At 50.0% G+C, this 23,131-nt stretch carries 15 protein-coding genes; 13 read left to right on the top strand and 2 right to left on the bottom strand.

What is annotated here, in order from left to right; translation table 11 throughout:
* The first annotated feature begins 98 nt into the window (after window positions 1–98).
* The 8 genes from JUB14_RS14340 (at window position 99) to JUB14_RS14305 (ending at window position 15,411) form a co-directional block, all read left to right on the top strand.
* Window positions 99–1,019 (top strand): ribonuclease Z, encoded by a 921-nt coding sequence (locus JUB14_RS14340; RefSeq protein ID WP_207506986.1) that lies wholly within the window; start codon window positions 99–101, stop codon window positions 1,017–1,019.
* A 317-nt stretch (window positions 1,020–1,336) separates the two neighbouring features.
* Complete coding sequence (gene gltB / locus JUB14_RS14335; protein WP_207506985.1) at window positions 1,337–5,911, top strand: glutamate synthase large subunit; 4,575 nt, start codon at window positions 1,337–1,339, stop codon at window positions 5,909–5,911.
* A gap of 61 nt (window positions 5,912–5,972) precedes the next feature.
* Window positions 5,973–7,487, top strand: coding sequence for a glutamate synthase subunit beta (locus tag JUB14_RS14330; protein WP_207506984.1), 1,515 nt, complete (start codon window positions 5,973–5,975; stop codon window positions 7,485–7,487).
* Between the two features lie 201 nt (window positions 7,488–7,688).
* Window positions 7,689–8,957: an alkaline phosphatase family protein gene (locus JUB14_RS14325; RefSeq protein ID WP_207506983.1), complete on the top strand. Its 1,269-nt coding sequence runs from the start codon at window positions 7,689–7,691 to the stop codon at window positions 8,955–8,957.
* A 111-nt stretch (window positions 8,958–9,068) separates the two neighbouring features.
* Window positions 9,069–9,524 (top strand): GNAT family N-acetyltransferase, encoded by a 456-nt coding sequence (locus JUB14_RS14320; protein WP_207506982.1) that lies wholly within the window; start codon window positions 9,069–9,071, stop codon window positions 9,522–9,524.
* Between the two features lie 157 nt (window positions 9,525–9,681).
* Window positions 9,682–13,137, top strand: a complete 3,456-nt coding sequence (locus JUB14_RS14315; protein ID WP_207506981.1) for an ATP-binding protein — start codon at window positions 9,682–9,684, stop codon at window positions 13,135–13,137.
* A 134-nt stretch (window positions 13,138–13,271) separates the two neighbouring features.
* Entirely contained in the window at window positions 13,272–14,960 is a 1,689-nt protein-coding gene (gene ggt / locus JUB14_RS14310; RefSeq protein ID WP_207506980.1) for a gamma-glutamyltransferase, read from the top strand.
* Window positions 14,961–15,153: 193 nt separating this feature from the next.
* Window positions 15,154–15,411, top strand: a complete 258-nt coding sequence (locus tag JUB14_RS14305) for an SWEET family sugar transporter (protein ID WP_207506979.1) — start codon at window positions 15,154–15,156, stop codon at window positions 15,409–15,411.
* Between the two features lie 60 nt (window positions 15,412–15,471).
* Here the strand turns inward: JUB14_RS14305 and JUB14_RS14300 are convergent, their stop codons facing one another.
* A complete protein-coding gene (locus tag JUB14_RS14300; protein ID WP_207506978.1) occupies window positions 15,472–15,894 on the bottom strand; it encodes an OsmC family protein in 423 nt (140 codons plus the stop codon).
* Window positions 15,895–16,037: 143 nt separating this feature from the next.
* Here JUB14_RS14300 and JUB14_RS14295 point away from each other — a divergent pair, with 143 nt between their 5' ends.
* From JUB14_RS14295 to JUB14_RS14280, 4 genes are all read left to right on the top strand, one after another.
* On the top strand, window positions 16,038–16,634 hold the full coding sequence (locus JUB14_RS14295) for a collagen-like triple helix repeat-containing protein (RefSeq protein WP_207506977.1): 597 nt from the start codon (window positions 16,038–16,040) through the stop codon (window positions 16,632–16,634).
* Between the two features lie 380 nt (window positions 16,635–17,014).
* Window positions 17,015–17,458 (top strand): DinB family protein, encoded by a 444-nt coding sequence (locus JUB14_RS14290; protein ID WP_207506976.1) that lies wholly within the window; start codon window positions 17,015–17,017, stop codon window positions 17,456–17,458.
* 159 nt (window positions 17,459–17,617) lie between these two features.
* Window positions 17,618–18,862 carry a pyridoxal phosphate-dependent aminotransferase gene (locus tag JUB14_RS14285; protein WP_207506975.1) on the top strand — a complete coding sequence of 415 codons (1,245 nt, stop codon included), beginning with the start codon at window positions 17,618–17,620 and terminating at the stop codon, window positions 18,860–18,862.
* Window positions 18,863–18,965: 103 nt separating this feature from the next.
* Window positions 18,966–19,757: a queuosine precursor transporter gene (locus tag JUB14_RS14280; RefSeq protein ID WP_207506974.1), complete on the top strand. Its 792-nt coding sequence runs from the start codon at window positions 18,966–18,968 to the stop codon at window positions 19,755–19,757.
* On the opposite strand, the gene JUB14_RS14275 is transcribed toward JUB14_RS14280, so the two are convergent.
* Window positions 19,743–20,504 (bottom strand): TrmH family RNA methyltransferase, encoded by a 762-nt coding sequence (locus JUB14_RS14275; protein ID WP_207506973.1) that lies wholly within the window; start codon window positions 20,502–20,504, stop codon window positions 19,743–19,745. The genes JUB14_RS14280 and JUB14_RS14275 overlap by 15 nt on opposite strands.
* 35 nt (window positions 20,505–20,539) lie before the next feature.
* On the opposite strand from JUB14_RS14275, the gene tamL reads away from it, so the two are divergent.
* Window positions 20,540–22,969, top strand: a complete 2,430-nt coding sequence (gene tamL / locus JUB14_RS14270) for a translocation and assembly module lipoprotein TamL (protein WP_207506972.1) — start codon at window positions 20,540–20,542, stop codon at window positions 22,967–22,969.
* Window positions 22,970–23,131: the final 162 nt, after the last annotated feature.

Below are 23,131 nucleotides of genomic sequence, written 5' to 3'. Positions count from 1 at the left end.
AGCCATAACTCATCTCTGCCATAGCACGTAAGTCAACCCACTGGATCGTCGAACTTCAATTTTCTTAGAAGATATAATTACAAACCAGCTGCACAGCATTGACATTTCAGGTTACCATATTAGGCTCCGGCTCGGCTTTACCCCAGCCGGGGCGTCATTTTTCTTCGCAGTTATTAACGGCTGGGCACGAGTGCTTCCTGATTGACTGCGGAGAAGGTACCCAATACCGTCTGCTTGAACAAAAGTTTCGCCCCAGCCGCCTGCGGGCTATTTTTATATCGCATCTCCACGGTGACCACTACTTCGGCCTCTTCGGGCTGCTCAATACCCTGAGTCTGGGCAAGCGTACCGAGGAGTTGTACCTGTTCGGCCCCAAAGGCCTGGGAGATATCCTTACCGAGGTATTCCGGCACTCCAGTACCCGCCTCAGCTATCCCCTTCACTACCACGATCTGGATGCTGACAATCCCGGGCCCATCTGGTCTACACCTACCCTAACCATACATACTTTAACACTCCGGCACCGGGTGCCCTGCACGGGTTTTGTGTTTCGTGAGAAAAGCCGGGCTCGTCGGATCATTAAGGAGAAGATCACCCTGGACATGACCTATGAGCATATGCGCCTACTCAAGGAAGGGCAGGATGTATACGACAAGGAAGGTAAGCTGCTATACACCTACGAAGAGTATACCCTTGCTCCCCCCAAGCCCCGCTCCTACGCCTACTGCTCGGATACGGCTTACCTGCCCGACCTGGTCCCTTACTTACAGGATGTAGATCTGCTGTATCACGAAGCTACCTTTCTGGATGATCTGACCGAACGCGCTAACAAAACCTTTCATTCTACGGCCGCACAGGCTGCACGCATAGCGGAGCAGTCCAACATCGGTAAGTTACTGATCGGACACCTCTCCTCCCGCTACCTCGATAGTGATGCCTCACTACTGGAAGCACGCTCCGTATTCCCCAATACCTTCATGGCTGCCGAAGGAGTTACCTTCGAAATCGCTGCCCAATAGTCAACTTTTCATCACTTTTTTGGGCTTCAGAAAGCATTTCTGATTATGGAATTGCTATCAAATAAAGTTACTAGTTAATACTTTATCAATATTTCGATATATAGTATAAATTAACTAGCAACTTTTAACTATATCTATAATATTTCGTGTTTGGCCTATTTAGCCAAATATTTTTTATTATTATCTTGCATCAGTTTACCTCATCCGCATCCTCGTTATCAGTTTCACCTTATATTGATTTTCGCTTTTCAGGTGAACTGATTTATGATTTTTTCAATTAGAACATTTGTAAGTAATATACCAATAACATTACAGGAATGTCAGAAGTAGTAGTAGACCAACCAGGCCTCTATCGGTCAGAATTTGAGCACGACGCGTGCGGAATCGGCTTCCGTGCCAATATGAAAGGTCGCAAGTCACACCAGATTGTTGCCGATGCGATCCATATGCTGGAACGCATGGACCACCGTGGTGCTTGTGGCTGTGATCCCAATACTGGTGACGGGGCAGGTATATTAATCCAAATCCCCCACGAGTACTTTGTGGAGGAGTGTACGCGACTAGGTTTTCAGCTACCTGCGGCTGATGAGTATGGCGTTGGGATGATCTTCTTCCCAATGGATGAGAAGGTACGCGAAGAGTGCCGCGACATACTTAACCGCAAGATCAAGAAGCTGGGACTAACCCTGCTGGGCTACCGCAAGGTACCTACTCTGAACGAAACACTGGGTGAAGGTTCTCTATCCGTAGAGCCTCACGTAGAACAACTGTTTGTGAAGCGTCCTGATCTGCTCGACGACATGGGCTTTGAAAGAAAGCTGTTCGTACTGCGTCAGGTAGCTACCCGTCTGATTAATGACACGGTAAAAGGAGCGAAAGAATACTTTTACTTTTCGTCGCTTTCCAGCCGTACTATTTCCTACAAAGGTCAACTTACAACCGCTCAGCTTAAATATTACTTCCCTGATCTGGAGAACGAATCGGTGGTGTCGGCATTTGCCGTAGTACACTCCCGCTTCTCTACCAATACATTCCCATCGTGGAAGCTGGCTCAGCCTTTCCGGTATATCGCCCACAACGGAGAGATCAATACTGTAAAAGGAAACGTCAACTGGATTCGCGCCGGAGAGAAGTCATTCAGCTCGGAGTACTTCACGAAGGAGGAAATGGACATGATCCTTCCGATTTGTGATACCAAGCAGTCTGACTCGGCCAACCTCGACAACGCCATTGAGCTTCTGTACCTGACCGGACGTTCACTGCCGCACGTAATGATGATGCTGATCCCCGAAGCCTGGGATGGCAACGAGCAGATGGATCCTGTACGTAAGGCATTCTATGAGTACCACGCTGCTATCATGGAACCATGGGATGGTCCTGCTTCTATCTCATTTACTGATGGTAAGATCGTAGGTGCTACCCTGGACCGTAATGGTCTGCGTCCTTCCCGTTATTGGGTACTGGATGATGATACTGTCATTATGGCTTCTGAAGCCGGTGTACTCGAAGTAGACCAGGCCAAAGTCGTAATGAAAGGCCGCCTGCAGCCCGGACGTATGTTCGTGGTGGATATGGAGCAGGGCCGTATTATTCCTGACGAAGAACTCAAAGCAGATATCTGCTCACGCCAGCCTTACCAGGAGTGGCTTGACGAATACAAACTGCGTGTAGACGACCTGGAGCAGCCTATCCGGATGTACCGCCAGTACGACGATCATGCCCTGCTGAAGCGTCAGATGGCGTTTGGATTTACTTCGGAAGACATTCGTATGATCCTGGCGCCGATGGCCCAGTCGGGTGCCGAAGCCATAGGTTCTATGGGTACTGACGTACCTCTGGCCGTGCTTTCTGACCAGAGCCAGCACCTGTCCAACTACTTCAAGCAGCTGTTTGCGCAGGTAACCAACCCTCCCATCGACTCTATTCGTGAGCGCTCAATCATGTCCTTGATCTCGTTTGTGGGAGCTACCGAGAATATTCTAAATGAATCACCTAAGCACTGCCGTCAAATCGAACTTGCTCAGCCCGTACTGACCGTTCAGGAATTTGATAAGCTGCGCTTTGTAGATAAAAATCATTTCCAGGCTAAAACTATCAATACCTACTTCCGCGCTGACGAAGGCGGTAAAGGTCTGGAGAGAGCGCTGGAGCGTATCTGTCGTTACGCCGAAGATGCCATCGAAGATGATTTTGAAATCATAATCCTGTCGGATCGTGCCATTGACTCTGACCACGCTCCTATCCCGTCGCTGCTGGCTACATCAGCCGTACACCATCACCTGATCCGTAAAGGTCTGCGTGGCAAGGTAGGTATCCTGGTAGAAACCGGCGATGCCTGGGAAACCCACCACATCGCTACGCTGATTGGCTACGGTGCATCAGGTGTTTGTCCGTACATGGCGTTTGAAACCCTTTCTTACATGAACCGTAAGAATCTGGTGGATGGCGAGTTTACCGACGAAAAACTGCACAAGAACTATATCAAGGCAGTAAACAAAGAGCTTCTGAAGATATTCTCGAAGATGGGTATCTCTACCTTCCAGTCGTACCAGGGCGCTCAGATTTTTGAGTGTCTGGGTCTGAATAAAGAAGTAGTTGATAAGTACTTCACCGGTACCATCTCCCGTATTGGTGGTATGGGACTGGACGAACTAGCCAAAGAGGTACAGATTCGTCATAAAGTAGCTTATCCTGAGCAGCCTGTACTGAATCCTCGTCTGGAGGTAGGTGGTTTCTACCAGTGGAAGCAGCGTGGTGAAGCACATACGTTCAACCCGCAGTCAATCCACCTGCTGCAGCAGTCTACCAAGACGAACAGCTACGATCAATACAAGAAATTCTCTAAACTGATCGACGATCAGAGCCAGAAGGCCATGACGTTGAGAGGTCTGCTTCGTTTCAAGAAAGGAAATGCTATCCCCATTGAGGAAGTAGAACCTATCGAAAATATATTCAAGCGTTTTGCTACGGGTGCTATGTCCTTCGGATCTATTTCGTGGGAAGCCCATACTACCCTGGCTATCGCGATGAACCGCATCGGCGGTAAGTCTAACTCAGGTGAAGGTGGTGAAGACGAACTGCGTTACAAACCGCTGGAGAATGGCGACAGCCTCAACTCCCGCATCAAGCAGGTAGCATCGGGTCGCTTTGGGGTAACCAGCCACTACCTGACCAATGCCGAGGAACTACAGATTAAGATGGCTCAGGGTGCCAAGCCTGGTGAAGGTGGACAACTCCCCGGCCACAAGGTAGATGACTGGATCGGACGTACCCGTCACTCAACACCGGGTGTAGGTTTGATTTCGCCTCCTCCTCACCACGATATCTATTCGATTGAGGACCTGGCCCAGCTGATCTTTGATCTTAAGAACGCTAACCGCGCGGCTCGTATCAGTGTGAAGCTGGTATCCGAAGCCGGAGTAGGTACTATCGCGGCGGGTGTGGCTAAGGCACACGCTGATCATATCCTGATCGCCGGACACGACGGAGGTACCGGAGCTTCACCTCTCAGCTCAATCCGTCATGCGGGTCTGCCGTGGGAGCTTGGTCTGGCCGAGACGCACCAGACTCTGGTTAAGAATAAACTACGTGGCCGCGTAACTGTACAGGCCGACGGACAACTGCGTACAGGTCGTGACCTGGCTATCGCAGCCCTGTTGGGCGCGGAAGAATGGGGTGTGGCTACCGCTGCCCTTGTCGCTGCCGGGTGTATCATGATGCGTAAGTGCCATCTCAATACCTGTCCGGTAGGGGTTGCTACCCAGCGCAAAGAACTCCGCGCTCTCTTCACCGGTAAGCCTGAGCACGTGGTGAACATGTTTACGTTCATGGCCCAGGAGCTGCGTGAGATCATGGCTCAGCTTGGCTTCCGTACCGTCAACGAGATGGTAGGTCAGGTACAGTACCTTGAGCTACGCAACGACCTGAAGCACTGGAAATATAAGAACCTGAACTTCGACGCGATGCTGCACAAAGAAGCAGCCGGACACGAGGTAGCTCAGTTCAAGCAGGAAGAGCAGGATCACGGTATCGAAACGGTACTGGATTGGGATCTGATGAGAGCTGCTGAGCCTGCTCTGGAAAGATCTGAAGAAGTATACGCTGACTTCACCATCAACAACCTCAACCGCTCCGTAGGTACGATGCTCTCTAATGAGGTGTCGAAGCGGTTCGGAGGAGCAGGTTTGTCTAAGGGTACGATCCACTTCAAGTTCAGAGGTACCGCCGGACAAAGCTTTGGCGCCTTCAACACCACCGGTCTCCGTCTGGAACTGGAAGGTGACGCCAACGACTACTTCGGTAAAGGTCTTTGCGGTGCTGAGCTGGTAGTATATCCGGATCGCGACGCGAAGTTCAAGCCCGAAGAAAACATTATCATTGGTAACGTGGCCTTCTACGGAGCTACTTCCGGTGAAGCGTATGTTCGGGGTACGGCCGGCGAGCGCTTCTGCGTACGTAACTCAGGTGCCAAAGTAGTAGTGGAAGGTGTAGGTGACCATGGCCTGGAGTACATGACAGGTGGTGTGGCGGTGATCCTGGGTGAAACCGGACGCAACTTTGCCGCGGGTATGTCAGGAGGTGTAGCCTATGTACTGGATAAAGCTGGTGATTTCAAAGAGAAGGTAAACTTTGAAATGGTAACCCTTGAAACGCTCACCGACGAAGATAAAGGTATTCTGCGTGAGTTTGTTGAGAAGCACTTCCAGCTCACTACCAGTAACGTTGCCTTCCAGATCATGCAGAACTGGGACGAGGCGGTGAAGCAGTTTGTGAAGGTACTGCCAACTGACTTTAAGGTAGCACTGGAAAGCCGCGGGATTACCCTGGCTCAGCAAATAGCCGATAAGAATGTGGTGTACAAAGACATTGTTGTTGATGTAGCCCATCAGTAAGCATTGCCCGTCTGTGTAAGTTATTATTCAAGTTTAGACCAAGAGATAAGTATATATAGGTATGGGAAAGCCCACCGGATTTTTAGAATTTGATCGCGAACTGCCTAAGAAGCGTAGTATTGAACAACGCGTAAAAGATTACCAGGAGATCGAAACGCAGCACAGCGATGAGCAGTCACAAAAGCAGGCTGCCCGCTGTATGGACTGCGGTGTCCCCTTCTGTCACAATGGCTGTCCGCTCGGAAACATCATTCCTGAGTTTAATGACGCTGTGTACGACCAGAACTGGGCTCTTGCGTATGAGATCCTGTCTTCAACCAACAACTTCCCTGAGTTCACCGGACGTATCTGTCCGGCTCCGTGTGAGGCTTCGTGTGTACTGGGTATTAATAAGCCACCGGTTGCCATTGAGTTCATTGAGAAATCAATCGCTGAGAAGGCCTTTGAATTGGGGCTGGTAAAACCCCGCCTTCCCAAGAAGCGCACCGGCAAGAAAGTAGCCGTCATTGGTTCAGGACCTGCCGGAATGGCCGCTGCTTCGCAGCTCAACCAGGCTGGTCATACGGTAACGCTTCTGGAGCGTGCCGATCAGATCGGTGGTCTGCTGCGCTACGGTATACCTGATTTTAAACTGGAGAAACGCTTTATTGACCGTCGCCTGGAAGTAATGGCGCAGGAAGGCGTTGAATTCCGCACCGGCGTTAACGTTGGCGTAGATATCAAGGTTGATGAATTGCTCCGCGATTTCGATGCTATTGTACTGTCTACCGGCTCTACCGTACCCCGCGACCTCAAAATCCAGGGACGTCACTTCAATGGCGTGTACTTCGCAATGGAATTCCTGAGCCAGCAGAACAAGCGGGTGGCCGATATCGCCCGCGTAAAAGATCACCGGGGTGCTGCCTACCAGAATGGTGAACTACTGGCTACTGACAAGCATGTAGTAGTGATTGGTGGTGGTGATACCGGTTCTGACTGTGTAGGTACCTCTAACCGTCACGGAGCTAAGTCCGTAACCCAGATTGAGCTGATGCCAATGCCATCTGCTACCCGTGATATCACAACACCATGGCCTAACTGGCCGATGATGCTGCGTACCTCTACGTCGCACGAAGAAGGTTGCGAGCGTCAGTGGGCTATCAATACCAAAGAGTTCATTGGTGACGAAAACGGTAATCTGAAAGCCCTGAAGATCGTTAAACTCGACTGGCAGAAAGATCCTGAGACAGGCCGTATGAGTATGCAGGAGATTCCTGGTACCGAAGAAGAAATTCCTTGTGACCTGGCTCTGCTAGCCGCCGGATTCCTCCATCCACAACAGGAAGGCCTGCTGAATGACCTGGGACTGGAATTTGACGAGCGTGGTAATGTCAAGACCAAAGTCAACGGCTACCAGACGATCAGCAACGAAAAAGTGTTTGCAGCCGGTGATAGCCGTCGCGGTCAGTCGCTGGTCGTATGGGCTATCAGCGAAGGACGCGAAGCCGCCCGTGCCGTGGATGAGTACCTGATGGGTGAGTCACTCCTGGAAGCTAAGGCCGTATCTATGCTGAATCCTACTTTCGCTCACGTGTAAGTAATAGAATATAGTTTTTGAAAAAGGGAGGCTCATGAGCCTCCCTTTTTTGTTATTCATACTGAAGGTACTCCAGTGTCAGCCCCTGCCTTCGAAAATTATGCACTATCATCAGCCACAAAAAGTAATATTCCCGTAACGTTGTTTTACTAACGTTTTTGTTATTTTGAATAATCAACCCCGATCATAAAAACATCTATAATGCTAATACCCCGAATACTTTCTGTCTACTTACTGGCTACTCTATTCTTTACCGGCGTAGCCAATGGGCAGGACCTGACCCAGAAGGTAGTACCTAACCGGACCAACAGTACTCAGCAACAACAGAAACCCTACATTATACTTATCTCAGCGGATGGTTTCCGGCATGATTTCGCCAAAAAGTATGGGGCTCAAAACCTGCTGCGACTGAGCGGACAGGGAGTAGCCGCGTCGGCTATGCTTCCCTCCTTTCCTTCGTTGACCTTCCCCAACCACTATACGATCGTAACAGGGCTGTACCCGGCGCACCACGGCCTGGTCAACAACACCTTCTACGACGAAAGCAAAAAGATGCGCTACTCGATGAGCAACAAGCGGGCCGTAGCGGATAGCTCCTGGTACGGGGGGACTCCTTTGTGGGTACTGGCGGAGCAGCAGCGTATGCTGAGTGCCAGCTTTTACTGGGTAGCCTCGGAGAGTGCCATCCAGGGCACCCATCCCTCCTACTACTATATCTACAATGAGAAGATCCCCATTGATACCCGTATTCAAACCGTGAAGGAATGGCTGCAGCTACCGGAAGAGAAGCGCCCTCACCTTATCACCTTCTACTTTCCGGAAGTGGATCACGAAGCCCACACTTATGGTCCCGATTCCAAAGAAGCTGGCGAAGCTGTCAGATTTGTGGACGAGAGCATAGGCAAGCTGGTGGCAACGGTTGACTCCCTGCAACTACCGGTTAACTATATTTTTGTATCCGATCATGGTATGACACAGGTGGATACTCAAAATACCCTGTCACTGCCAGCGTCCATTGACACCAGCCAGTTTATCATCCCCTCCGGTGATGTGATGCTGCACCTGTACGCTAAGGATAAAAAAGCGGTTAAGTCGACTTATGAAGCGCTTAAAAAAGAGGCTAAAGACTATGATGTGTACCTGACCGAGTCAACACCGGCCCACTGGCACTACAGCAAGAAGGATGACCGCTACAACCGCATCGGCGATATCCTGCTGGTACCTCGTCCTCCCAAGGTCTTTAACATCTCAAACCGGAAGGTTACTCCTGGTAAACACGGATTTGATCCCCGGATACCTGACATGCATGCTACCTTCTACGCCTGGGGGCCATCTTTCAGGGAGGGAGTCAAAATTGACACTTTTGAGAATATACACGTATACCCGCTGGTAGCTAACATCCTGGACCTGAAGTATAAGAAGAAAGTAATTGATGGGAAAAAGAAGGTACTGCAGCAGATCATCAAATAGCTCGGGGAAATAGCCCCAGGGCTTTACTCTATTTTCTTTGTTTATTTTCACAGGTAAAGGAAGCGTCTGTCTTCCTTTATTTGTTTTTGACCATACCATCACCAAAGCCCTATGCATTTTCGCGAAGCACTACCTTCCGACTTCCCTGCTATGATGGTCGTGCGGCTTACTGTCAAAGAGAACCAGCTTTCTGACCTGAGCCTGGTTACGGAAGATCATTACCTGTCGATACTCCGGAACGGTGGAAAAGGGTGGGTTTGTGAAGCAGATGGACAACTCGTAGGGTTTAGTATTGTGGATCTGCAGCAGCACAACATCTGGGCCTTATTTATCTCACCAGACTATGAGAAAAGAGGCATCGGCCGGAAGCTCCATGACTTGATGCTCGACTGGAGTTTTGAGCAGCCTGTTGATAGATTATGGCTTGGTACCGAAGTGGGATCACGCGCGGATGTCTTCTACAACAGGGCTGGCTGGACTAGGGCAGGTATACAACCCAATGGGGAAGTACGCTACGAGATGACTAAAATCCAGTGGAATACGATACGCAGTGGCATATTTATCTAATGCATAAGGCATCCTGCTTTTTTTTATTATACCTATTTGACTTAATTTGAAAGCCCTTCTCTATAAAGTATTTCCTGAATCTATCGCTCCGATGTAGTACGGCTTTCCGGGTACTATGTCCGCTTTTTCTTTCTGAACCCCTTACGCAGTCCATACTATGAAACAGGCTGAAACTACGCATCAATTTCTGTCGGGAGGTGGTGAATTAGGCGAACTGATACGTTCCATGGACTGGAGCATGACTCCGCTTGGAGAGGTAGATTACTGGCCCCAAAGCTTACGATCCGCTCTAAGTATCTGCCTGGGTTCAGGTTTTCCGATTGCATTGTACTGGGGACAGGAACTGACGCTATTATACAATGATGCCTGGAGTCCAATACCGGGCAAGAAGCACCCCTGGGCACTGGGGCGTCCGGCCCGGGAAGTATGGCCGGAGCTGTGGGATACCATTGGCCCCCTATTTGAGCATGTTGTAAAGACTGGTGAGGCTACCCGGTCAAAAGACGAACTGCTACCGATGCAACGGCATGGCTACACCGAAGAGTGCTACTTTGACTATACTTTTACTCCCATTCGGGGCGAAGGTGGCTCGGTAGAAGGTATTTTTAACGCTGTTATAGAAACTACCTACCGCGTTATCAGCGAACGACGTACGCACATACTGCAGACGCTGGTCGAAAGCACGAACAGATGCCGGTCGGTCAATGAGGTCGGCAAGCTGGTAGTCAAGGCGCTCAAAGGTTCAGACAAAGACCTACCCTTTTTTCTGCTGTACAGGTTGGGAGAAAAATCAGGATTCCAGCAGGAAGCTCATCTGATAGCGACCACCGGTATTACACTGAGTGAAAATATCTGTCCTAGAACACTTTCATTATTGGAAGGTGAGGAAGACCGGGTATGGCCGCTATCGGAGGTACTAAAAACGGGTCAGCCTAAGTATATGAGTGATCTGTCGGTCCGCTTTGGCAAAATACCCGAAGGCGTGTGGCCGGAGCCGATCAACGAAGCACTAATTGTACCCATAAAGATGGCATCTTCCGGCCTGTCGGGTTTTATCATTACCGGTATCAGTTCACGCCGGGAGCTTGACAAGGAATATCAGGGATTTATTGAATCCATAGCCAGCCATATTTCTACCGCCTTTATCAACGCCCGGGCGTACGAAGAAGAGCGGCGGCGCGCCGAAGCGCTGACTGAGATTGATAAAGTCAAAACCGCCTTTTTCAGCAATGTCAGCCACGAATTCCGTACACCCCTCACCCTGATCCTGGGTCCACTTGAGGAGTTGCTGGGTAAAGCCGAAGAGCTACCTGCTCCACTCTCCCAGAATCTGGAAGTCTCCTACCGCAATGCGCTACGGCTCCAGAGGTTAGTCAACAGCCTGCTTGAGTTTAGCCGGCTGGAAGCGGGCAGGGTTCAGGCTCGTTACGTACCAGTCAACCTGGGAGCTCTCACCAAAGACTTGTCCAGTGGCTTTCGGACTATTATCGAGAAGGCGGGGCTACAGTTTGAAGTAGAGTGTGAGTCGCTCGGCTGCCCGGTGTACGTTGATCGTGAAATGTGGGAGAAGATTGTCCTTAATTTACTATCCAATGCCTTTAAGTATACGCTCAAAGGTAGCATTCATGTAAGTCTGAAACGTGAAGGTGACTGGGCGGTATTCTGCGTAGAGGATACGGGCGTAGGTATACCTAAGGAAGAGTTACCCCGTATGTTTGAGCGCTTCCACCGGGTACCTACTACAGTAGGCCGCACCCATGAAGGTACCGGTATCGGCTTATCCATGGTACATGAACTGATCAAGCTGCATCAAGGGCAGATCCAGGTACAAAGTACCAGCGGACAGGGCAGTACCTTTAGGGTATCTATTCCATTGGGAAAGGCCCACCTGCCGCCGGAGCAGGTTTCGGAGCAACAGGTACAAACAGAAGGCTCTTACCTGCTGCGGGCTTTTGTGCAGGAGGTAGCTCCATTGGTAGAAACCGAAACAGTTAGTCCAAAATGGATTGCGCCCGATCCGGGTTATATCTCTGAAGACGATACCCTGTCCAGACAGGAACCGGTGGCGAATATTCTGATTGTGGATGACAACCATGACATGCGTGCGTACCTGCAGCGGCTGCTTGCGCCACACTTCCTGGTACGCACGGCGGCCAACGGCAGGTCGGCTCTGGACCGGATAGGCCGTCAACTACCGGATCTGATCATCAGCGATGTGATGATGCCAGTCATGGGTGGCAAGGAACTGCTGAGCCGACTCAAGCGTAAGCCCGAAACAGCCCGTATACCGGTTATTCTGCTATCTGCGCGTGCCGGTGAAGAAGCCCGTCTTGATGGACTGGAAGCGGGTGCCGATGACTACCTGGTGAAGCCATTTTCGGGTAAAGAATTAATTACAAAAATCAAGTCTCAGATCAAGATAGCCCGTGTACGCAGCCACAATGAAACCCAGCTCAGAAACCTGTTCCTGCAGGTACCGATGGCGGTTGCTATTACCCGTGGTGTTAATCATGTAATAGAACTGGCCAACGATCGTGCGCTGGAGATATGGGATAGAACCGCCGAACAGGTCCTTAATAAACCGGCGATGGTTGTATTTCCGGAGCTGCGGGGGACCCCACTCGAGGAAATTTCCAATCAGGTATACAGCGAGGGCAAACGCTTTGTAACGGCTGAATCTCCCGTCAACCTCATGCGCAACGGCAGCCTGACGACTATCTACGCGCAGTTTGTTTATGAACCCATGCGCGACGAAAACGGCAAGGTAACCGGCATCATGATCGTTGGTCATGAAATTACGGATCTGGTCCGGGCCAGACAGCTGGCTCAAATCAGTGCCCATGAGCTGGAAAAGAAAGTAGAAGAAAGAACGGCCGAACTGGAAAAGAAAAACCAGGAACTGAAACGGACCAATCAGGAGCTCGAACAGTTTGCCTACGTGTCCAGCCATGACCTGCAGGAGCCTCTGCGGAAGATACAGACGTTTTCGGACATGGTACTGGCCAAGGTGAAAGATCCCGCTTTCGACGCCACCAGCTACTTACAGAAGATCAATGCCTCAGCCCAGCGCATGTCAGTACTTATTAAGGACCTGCTCAACTACTCGCGGGTCAATAAGGCCGAACTGCACTTTGAACCGGTTAATCTTGATCAGATCATGGAATATATCAGGGAGGATTTTGAGGTACTGATCCGCCAGAAAAACGCTAAAATAATCAGTACGCCACTTCCGACGATCATGGGGGTTCCCGTTCAGCTCAACCAGCTGTTTTATAATCTGATCAGTAATGCGCTGAAATTTACCGAACGCGCCCCCGTCATCAATGTAAGTGCCCGTACCGTTGCTTCCCCCAGCGAGACTCCCCACCTACCTCAGGAAGCCGAAGGCAACTACCTCGAGCTCACTTTTGAAGACAATGGTATTGGATTCTCGCAGGAATACGTGGATAAAATATTCACCATTTTTCAGCGGCTCAACGACCGTCAAAAGTACAGTGGTACCGGTATCGGACTGGCTATTTGTAAGAAGATAGTCGAGAACCACGGCGGGTACATTACCGCCACGGGTGTAGAAGGCCAGGGTGCCACTTTTACCATATACTTACCTATGTAAACCACGGTGCATGCCTGAGGCAGATTAATTTACATAGCACAGAAGGCGGAAAGAACGCTGCAAAAGAGTAAAATCAAGGCTCCGGATACTTCTGCTGGTATTAATCCCGCATTTCTCCAGGTACCTAACATTTCATGAAAAAAGTAGTAGCAGTAGTATCCATTCTCTTTATTTCCCTCTTTTCTCAGGCACAGGACCGGCTTTCTGGCCGTAGCTTTGCTACCCGCTCGGAGGTTATTGCCCCCCACGGTATGGTCGCGTCGAGCAATCCGCTGGCCAATCAGGTAGGGATCGAAATCCTGAAAAAAGGAGGCAGCGCTGTAGACGCAGCCATTGCCATTAACGCCATGCTGGCACTGACCGACCCAGCCATGTGTGGTCCGGGCGGGGACCTGTTCGCTATTGTGTGGGACGCGAAGCAAAAGAAGCTCTTCGGGCTGAATGCCAGCGGACGCTCTCCCCAAGCCCTCTCCATGGAGTACTTTCAGGAAAAAGGGCTCAAACAAGTACCTATTCGTGGCCCTCTGTCTGTAACAGTACCCGGCTGTGTGGATGGCTGGTATCAACTCCACGGTCGGTTTGGTAAGCTCCCTATGCCGGCCCTGCTTTCCCCCACCATTACCTACGCCCGTGAAGGGGTACCCGTAACGGCCGAGGTAGCCGACTGGATGCGCATTACCTACGATGCCCAAAAAGAAGCCTTGGATAAACGATCTACCTTCCGGCAGGTGTACATGCCCAACGGGAAGTTTCCCGTAAAAGGAGAACTATTCCAAAATCCTGATCTGGCCCGTACGCTGGAAGCTATAAGTAAGGGCGGGCGGGATGCCTTCTATAAAGGTCCCATTGCCAAAGCCATCGCCGATCATGTACTCAAAGAAGGCGGGTTTCTGTCAGCAGAAGATCTGGCACGTCATTCTTCTGAGTGGGTCGAGCCGGTGTCAACCAACTACCGGGGGTATGATGTGTGGGAGCTACCCCCCAACGGACAGGGCATCGCCGCCCTACAGATGCTCAATATACTCGAGGGCTTTGACCTGAAAGCTGCCGGCTTTGGTAGTGCAGATTATCTGCACCTGCTGGCCGAAGCCAAAAAACTGGCATTTGAAGATATGGCTACCTACTACGGTGACCCGGCTTTTTCCAAGCTCCCTACCCAACAGTTAATCTCAAAGGAATACGCCGCCGAACGCCGCAAGCTGATCAACAAAGACAAGGCTGGCGTGTACCAGGCTGGCAAACCCGGACCTCAGCATACCGTGTACCTGACTACCGCTGACGCGGAGGGCAATATGGTATCGCTTATTCAGAGCAACGCGTACGTATTCGGATCGTTTGAGGTACCTCAGGGAGTTGGCTTTGTGCTCCATAACCGTGGCAGTGGCTTTGAACTACAGGATAAGCATATCAATGGCTACGCACCGGGCAAGCGTCCCTTCCATACCATTATACCCGGCTTCGTTACCAAAGAGGGGCTCCCCTACCTGAGCTTCGGTGTACTGGGTGGCGATATGCAGGCACAGGGGCACGTACAGGTACTGACCAATATGATTGACTTTGGTATGGATGTGCAGGAGGCTGGGGACGCTCCCCGGATCAACCACCACGGTACCTTCCCCGCTCAGGGACACACGACTACCGTAGGTACTACAGCGGTTGAGTCGGGCTTTTCGTATGAAACCATTCGTGAGCTTATGCGGCGGGGCCATGTGGTCCAGTTTGACTATGGATTCTTTGGTGGCTACCAGGCCATCCGATACGACGGAAAAGTATACTACGGTGGCTCAGACGCCCGAAAAGACGGACAGGCTACCGGCTATTAACCGCTTTTACAGCAGCTATTTATACAGGTATACGCCTACATTAGGACCTCCTGAATCTGTGTGATTCAGGAGGTCTTACATTTTTAAGCCCAGTTATTGTACTTTATAAAGAATCATAGAAGATATACAACCAGATCCTATAATTATCCCGCTATCTTTGCTTCAAGTAACACCACCTATTCAAGCACAGTAGATGTTAGAAGTTTTAGGATATCTGGCCGGATGCCTTACCACGCTGGCTTTCGTACCCCAGGTTATACAGATTTATAAAACCAAGTCGGCCAAAGACGTTTCACTGGCGATGTTTTTGCTCTTTACGCTGGGAGTATTCATGTGGCTCACCTATGGCCTGATGACCAACTCCTTCCCGGTAGTAGCCGCCAATGCCGTAACGCTGTTGCTATCACTGGTCATTCTTTTCTTTAAGTACAAATACAGGAATGTAGCCTGAGCTATAACAGGAAAGGCCCGCACTGCAGCGGGCCTTTCCTGTTAGTAATGCCTAATTATTTTAAGAAACCAGCTGAGCATCCAGTGTCAGCTCCGCGTTGAGCAACTTGGATATAGGACAACCTTGCTTAGCTCCTTCTGCCAGTTCCTTAAATTTATTTTCATCTATCTCCGGAATCCGCGCTTTCACTAGCAGATGACTTTTCGTAACGGCTCCCTGTGATGGGTCCAGAGTTACGGTAGCGGTGGCATTGATCTCATCCGCCGTAAATCCTGCCGCGTTCAGGTCAAAGCTTAGCTTCATGGCAAAGCAGCCCGCGTGAGCCGCCGCGATAAGCTCTTCGGGGTTGGTACCCTTGCCCTCAGCAAAACGGGTATTAAATGAATACTGCGTATTTTCAAGCACGGTACTCTGAGTACTGATTACTCCTTTTCCTTCTTTTCCGGTGCCGTTCCAGACGGCGGTAGCTTTACGGTTGATCATGTGATTGTAATAGAGGTGAAAGTTGAAGATCTATTTCCACTACTAAACTACAGCTTTATATTAATGTTCAACTATAAAACATATTATGTACTTCATGAGTAGATATAGGGTATACACAATTAAAATCCTTAACTCATTCACTCATGAAAAAACTATTTTTTTCTCTCTTACTGTCCACGTCTGTCCTGTTTTTAGGATGTGAAGGTCCCGAAGGACCACAGGGAGTACCCGGCCCACAAGGACCGGCTGGCCCGGCTGGTCAACCCGGTCAGAATGGTCAAGCCGGCGTTAATGCCATTTTTGATTTTGAAGGATCTCTCAACAGTGGAAACGATTACCGTGTCTACTTTGACTTCCCACCTGAGGAGATTGAAGTATTTGAAACAGATGCCGTATTGGTATACCGCCTATGGGAAGAATTGGAGGATCCATCAGGTCCCATACCGGTCTGGCGCCTGCTTCCCCAAACAGTATTAATGCCGCAGGGAATTATGCAATACAATTTTGATCACTCCTTCCTGGATGCCAGCGTCTTCATAGACGCACAATTTGATAGGGCTACCCTTGGTGCTGAATGGACTCAAAATCAAACCTTCCGGGTAGTTATTATCCCGGCCAGTTATACCGAAAATTTACGGGTAAAAGGGGTTGACCTTTCAAACTACGAGGAAGTGAAGAAGTACTATCAGATTGACGAGAGCAGTATCAAGAAGTACAAAGCCAGAACCAAGCAGCTTTAATATCAGAAAGGCCGGGTACTAAGCCCGGCCTTTTTTATTTATATAGGATACTTTTGTAAGGTATAGCACACAAAAAAGCCAGCTATGATCTGACACAACTGGCTTTTCTAACCTATGAAAACAAAAATTCTACTTGCAGTAATACTCAGTTAGCATGTAACTGTGTCATCGAGTATAGTACTCATTCTTTTTAACAAGTGACTATCGACACAGCTATGATTTTTATTAAAACAAACATCCTGTACGGATATGCGTCTTTAGTATAGGAGACGTAATCTATAAGAATATACCCCTACAATATTTTAACATTTAATAGAATATACCGTAAAATATCAAGAAAAGGGCCATAGTAGTCTACTATCCAGCAATTTTGATTTACAATGAAGGAGGTAATCAACAAGATTGAACAGACTGTACGCCAGTCGTTACCGGCGCTGCGCGCCATTCCGGAAGAAAAATTAGGCTTTAAGGACTCTCCTCTGAAATGGAGCAGGAAGGAAACCATCGGACATCTGGTGGACTCAGCGCAGAATAACATTCAGCGTTTTGTCCGGAGCCAGTACGAAACTACGCCTAGGATCATCTATAATCAGGATGAGTGGGTACGCCTGCAGGATTATGAGCACTACCCCACCGAGGAGTTACTGCAATTGTGGGAAGGACTGAATAACCACCTCTGCCGGGTACTGCGGGCCATGCCGCCGGATCACTACTTCAAGACCTGCAACATCGGAAAAGACCTGGCCGAAGAACATACTCTGCTATTCCTGGCCGAAGACTACCTGGCGCACATGGAGCACCACCTACGCCAGTTGGTTGAATAATCCATAGCTAAATCCTCAGGAGCACGAAGCACTACATTTCGCCCCATCTATACCTTCCATTCTCTCCAAATTCCCTACCTTTGCTTATAGCAGTATGACTGCTTGGCAGAGGTTTTATTTGCTAAGCTTCAGGTAAGCATTAACTATTCCCGCGTACGTATGGATTTTTTGAAAAGTCACCGACTTGACCACCTTAAATACGACATCAGAGGACCTGTATATCAGAAGGCACTGGAACTGGAAAGCCAGGGCTATAAAGTTATCAATCTGAATATTGGCAATCCGGCTCCGTTTGGTTTTGACGCGCCCGACGAGATCGTTCACGACATTATCATGAACATCCGTAACGCGCAGGGCTATGCCGACTCGCGGGGCTTGTTTCCGGCCCGGAAGGCGGTGATGCACTACACGCAGACACTGGGTATACCGGATGTCGAAATCAACGATATTTTTATCGGGAATGGCGTCAGCGAACTGATCCTGCTATCCATGCAGGCCCTGCTCAACCCGGGCGACGAGATCCTGGTACCTTCGCCTGACTACCCCCTCTGGACTACCTCGGTAGCGTTGAGCGGTGGTAAGCCTGTTCACTACATCTGTGACGAAGAGTCGGACTGGAATCCTGATCTGGATGATCTCGAAAGCAAAATTACTCCAAAAACACGTGGACTGGTACTAATCAACCCGAACAACCCAACCGGTGCGGTATACGATAAGGCCATCCTGGAACGTATAGCTCGCATTGCCGAAGAGCATAACCTGATTGTGTTTTCAGACGAGATCTACGACAAGATCCTCTACGATGGAGCCGTACATTACCCCATGGCAACTATGGTACACGATACCCTTTGTGTGACCTTTGGTGGTTTATCCAAAAACTACCGGGCGGCCGGCTTCCGCGGGGGATGGATGATCCTAAGTGGTGCCAAGCAACGCGCTAAATCCTATATAGAAGGTATCCTGTTTCTGGCCAGTGCCCGCCTTTGTGCCAATGTACCTACGCAGTTTGCCATACAGACGGCCCTGGGGGGCTACCAGAGTATCAAGGACTTGGTACTACCTACTGGCAGGCTACATAAGCAGATGAGTCTGGTGTACGAGAGGCTTACGGCCATACCGGGTATAACCTGCGTAAAGCCAAAGGGCGCTTTGTACCTGTTCCCACGGATCAACCTCAAAAAATTTGATTTCAGGAACGACGACCAGTTTGTGTATGAGCTACTAAGTGAGCAAAAAGTACTGGTCGTATCAGGTACCGGATTCAACTACTTCCGCGACGACCATTTCCGGATTGTATTCCTGCCAACGGCCGATGAACTAAACCAGGCCATGGACAAAATAGAAATCTTCCTCGACTCCCGGCGTATCCATTCGTCCCGAACTCTAGAAGAAGTAACAGCCTGATACAAAAAGCGGCCCGGACCTACAGTCGGGCCGCTTTTTGTATGTGGAAGTTTTATAAATTGCATTATTCATCACACTTCCCATTTATCCCTTTCTTTCAGCAATGGAACAGCACTCCCTCTATGAAAAAAAACGGCAACGTCTGTTTCTGTTTCTATGTGGCTTATTCCTTACCAACACCCTAATTGCCGAGATTATCGGAGCCAAGATATTTTCGGTGGAAGACCTGCTGGGAATTGCTCCTTCCCAGATACCCGTCGGTGGACAGTTGTATGACTTTAATATGACCGCGGGGGTGGTTACCTGGCCCATCGTGTTTTTGAGTACTGACATCATCAATGAGTACTTCGGACGAAAGGGCGTTCGCCGGATTTCTTTTCTCACGGCCGGCTTCATTGTGTACCTATTCACAGTCATCTACATGGCTACCCTGTTGCCCCCGGCTCAGTTCTGGCTGGATGTCAACAATGTGGATGATGCAGGCAACGCATTCAACATCAATTCGGCCTTTTCCCGCATATTCCGTCAGGGGATGGGTATCATGATTGGCTCCATCGTCGCGTTTCTGCTGGGGCAGTTGCTTGACATCTCTATTTTCAGCTGGCTCCGTAAGCGTACCGGCCCCAAGCACATCTGGCTGCGCGCCACCGGATCTACCCTGTTTTCCCAGCTGATTGATAGCTTTGTGGTACTCGGCATCGCCTTCTTCGTATTTGGTAACTGGAGCATTCAGCAGGTACTATCGGTAGGAGTTATTAACTACCTCTATAAAGGAGTTGTCGCCATATTGGCCACACCAGTCCTGTACCTGGCTCACTACGTGATCGACAGCTACCTCGGCAAGGAGAATGCCGAAAAGCTAACCGAAGAAGCCGCTGTCTCAACCTTTGTGTAATTGTCGGCGCAGGTTATCACAAATAACGGCTGTAGCAATGCCTACATTGAGCGATTCCGCGCCACCAAAGCGCGGAATCGTCACTTTATGGGTGACGTATGCGCCTACGGCTTCACCGATTCCCTGAGACTCGTTGCCCATTACCAGGTACCCTCCCTGCGTCGGGTACCGGAAGTCATACAGCGACTCGCCTTCCAGAAAAGCCCCCACCACGGCGGCTCCGGCCCCATGCTGGCTCAGAAAATCGGGCAGATCGGTGTAGTAGGTATCGATGCGGGTAAAGGAGCCCTTGCTGGCGGCTACTACCTTGGGATTGTACAGATCGGTAGTACTTTCGGAGCAGATAACCTTGGTGATGCCGTACCAGTCGGCGATCCGCAGAATGGTACCTAAGTTGCCCGGATCACGAACATCGTCCAGAAGCAGGACATATTCGCCCGGATCGGCAGACAAAAACCGGTTCTCCTTTGTTTTAGCTACGGCCAGGCAGGAGTCATTGCTCTGGAATGATCCCAGCTTTTCGAGTTCAGAAAGAGTGACGGTCTCAATGGATACCTGACTAATTGCCAGGGTGCCCTGGTGTTGTTGCAGAAACTCCTTGGTGGCCCAGATGGTCTCAACTTCGTAGTCTGAAGCCAGTAATTCTACGACACTTTTGGCTCCTTCTACCACGAAGGATTGGTGCTGCTGACGATACTTCTTAATTTGCAGCGAATTTATATACTTGATCTGATTCTTAGATAGCATTGAATACCAAGCGTTGTGTAATACTGATATGCCTTATGGCCCTGTTTCTGTCGGGGTTGTCAGGCTGTGCCCCTCAATCCGTTACCGAATCCAGACGTTACCTGTTAGGTATTTCCACCATTAAGGGAAATAAGGTTATCAAAGATGATGAGCTGGAAGCTCTGATTCCTCAAAAAGCCAACCGACGTTTCCTGGGACTGCCTATATTTCCGTACCTGGCCCTCTACCAGGTGGGGCAGGTGGCCTATAACCGGGAGGAAAAGCAACGCAAATTAAGTGAGATCACCCAAGAATACCAGCAAAAGGCCGCACTCTACGCCGATGATCTGGACAAATTGAAAAGAATACAGCGTAAATACGGCAAACGAATAGAGAAAGCCCGGCGCAAGGTGGAAGAAGGTAACTTCATGATGCGGGTACTGGGGGAAGCGCCTGTGTACTTCGATGAGAACGAAGCCGCCCGCAACGCCGATAAGATGCGCAACTACCTGTTCAACAACGGCTTTTATAACGCTAGTGTAAATTTTAAGACCGACACCATCTTCCAGCGTATCAAGGTAGACTATCATGTACAGGAGAACCGTCCTACCCACCTGCGCACCATATCTTATCAGGTTAGGGATTCTAACATTGATAGTTTACTCCAGAATACGAAGAAACAGGCTGAACTGAAGCCCCTCCAAAGGTATGACGGAGATGCGTTTGAGGCGGAACGTATTCGTATTGAGACGCTTCTGCGCAACAATGGCTACTACGGATTTTCGCGCCAGTACGTTTCGTTTCTTGTCAATGATACCATCAGCTCCCCCGATAGCTCCCATAAGGTAGTCGATATACTGGTACGGGTGAATAACCCGCCCGCGCAACCGGGGCAGAGCCAGGCCAGGCACACAGCCTATACCGTAGAGTCGGTTACTTTTGAGGTACTCCCTCCCGCCGCGCTGCCCGATACGTTGTTCCGGAAAGACTCCACTACCTGGAACGGCATCAACTACATATTTACGGGCAGGAGATTTTCGCCCCGCATTCTGAACAGTAAGATTCGCATTCGCCCCGGACAACTGTACAGCCAGGAGGACGAGCGGCTTACCCAGCGTCAGTTGTCGCTGATGGATCAGTTCCGCTTTGTCAACTACGGCTTTGACTCAACCGGCAACCGCCTGCATGGTCACTTCCGGGCCATACCGCTAGACAAATATCAGCTATCAGCGGATCTGGGACTTAACGTCATTCAAATCCAGCAAACGCCCGGTCCCTTTGCTAACCTGTCCTACAAGATACGAAACGTGTTTAGTGGTCTGGAAAACTTTGAGGTTAACCTGCGCGGGGGTATCGAAGCTGTAACCGGTTTTAGTGACGCCCGCCTGTACCGCAGTCAGGAGTTCAGCCTCAGCTCTTCGCTGCAGTTTCCGCAGTTATTGGCTCCCATTGGTGGTATCCGCTATCAGTTAGGTAAGTTTAGTCCGACTACGCAGGTCAGTGCTGGTTATAACTATGTCAATCGACCCGAGTATACCCGTACCAGTGTCAAGTCAGCGTTGACGTACTCCCTGCAACCGTCCCTGACCCGCTTTTACAATCTGTCGATCATTGACCTGAACATCATCAACACCAGCCGCCTGAATCCCAGCTTCCGCAACCTGCTGGACACACTACAGCTACAGGGCAACAACCTGATCAACAGCTTCCGGAAATCATTCGTGTCAGATATTAACTTTTCATATGTCTATAATACCAATACGCTGCTGGGCATACCCACCAAAGCACAGTACCTACGCCTGGCGGTGGAGTCGGGAGGTACCACGTTGGGTATATTTCCCGGCCAGCAAAAGTTGATTCAGAACCTGTTTGGTGATCTGCAGTTCTTCCAGTACATCCGTCTGAACGCCGACTACCGCCGCTACTGGCCGGTCAACTCCCGTGCCTCATTTGTAGCCCGGGTCAACACCGGCAGTGTACACAGCTACGGGGTCAGCTCGGTACCTCCATATGAGAAGTACTTCTTCGCGGGGGGCTCCAACAGCATCCGGGCGTGGCTCCCACGCCGTCTGGGTCCGGGTTCTACGCGCCCCCGTATTACATCCAGCAACCTGTCGGTAGAGGCACCGGGAGAACTCCTGCTGGAAGGTAACCTGGAGTACCGGGGATTTCTGGCCGAATTTTTCGGTAATCTCAACTACGCCCTCTTTATAGATGCGGGTAATGTCTGGAACTTCCCACGAGCCAGCTCTGATTCACCCGGCGACTTCGACTGGCGTACCTTTACCAGCGAAATAGCCGTAGGGACCGGCTTCGGTATCCGCTATGACTTCTCCTACTTTGTACTGCGGTTTGACTTTGGCGTGAAGGTATACGACCCCTACCTCAAGGAGTTTGTGCTGGACGACCTGAACCGCCGCCGGCTGTTTGACACCCGACAGACCAATTTCCTGAATCTTAACCTGGGCGTTGGCTACCCCTTCTAGTCTTCTTTCTTGATAAATTTTACGTGAAGTCGCTCTGCCACTTTGTCAGTACTATCACAATAATTAGTACCTTTGCGACTTGATTTAATGAGCAAGAGGTCCTTATATACCTCAGCAGCCCCACTCATACGATTAGGTGTTTATATAATTTTTAATTCTGAT

It is taken from the genome of Telluribacter humicola (genome assembly GCF_017355935.1).
Taxonomy (GTDB): domain Bacteria; phylum Bacteroidota; class Bacteroidia; order Cytophagales; family Spirosomataceae; genus Telluribacter; species Telluribacter humicola.
This window is presented reverse-complemented; position numbering and strand designations above follow the sequence as displayed.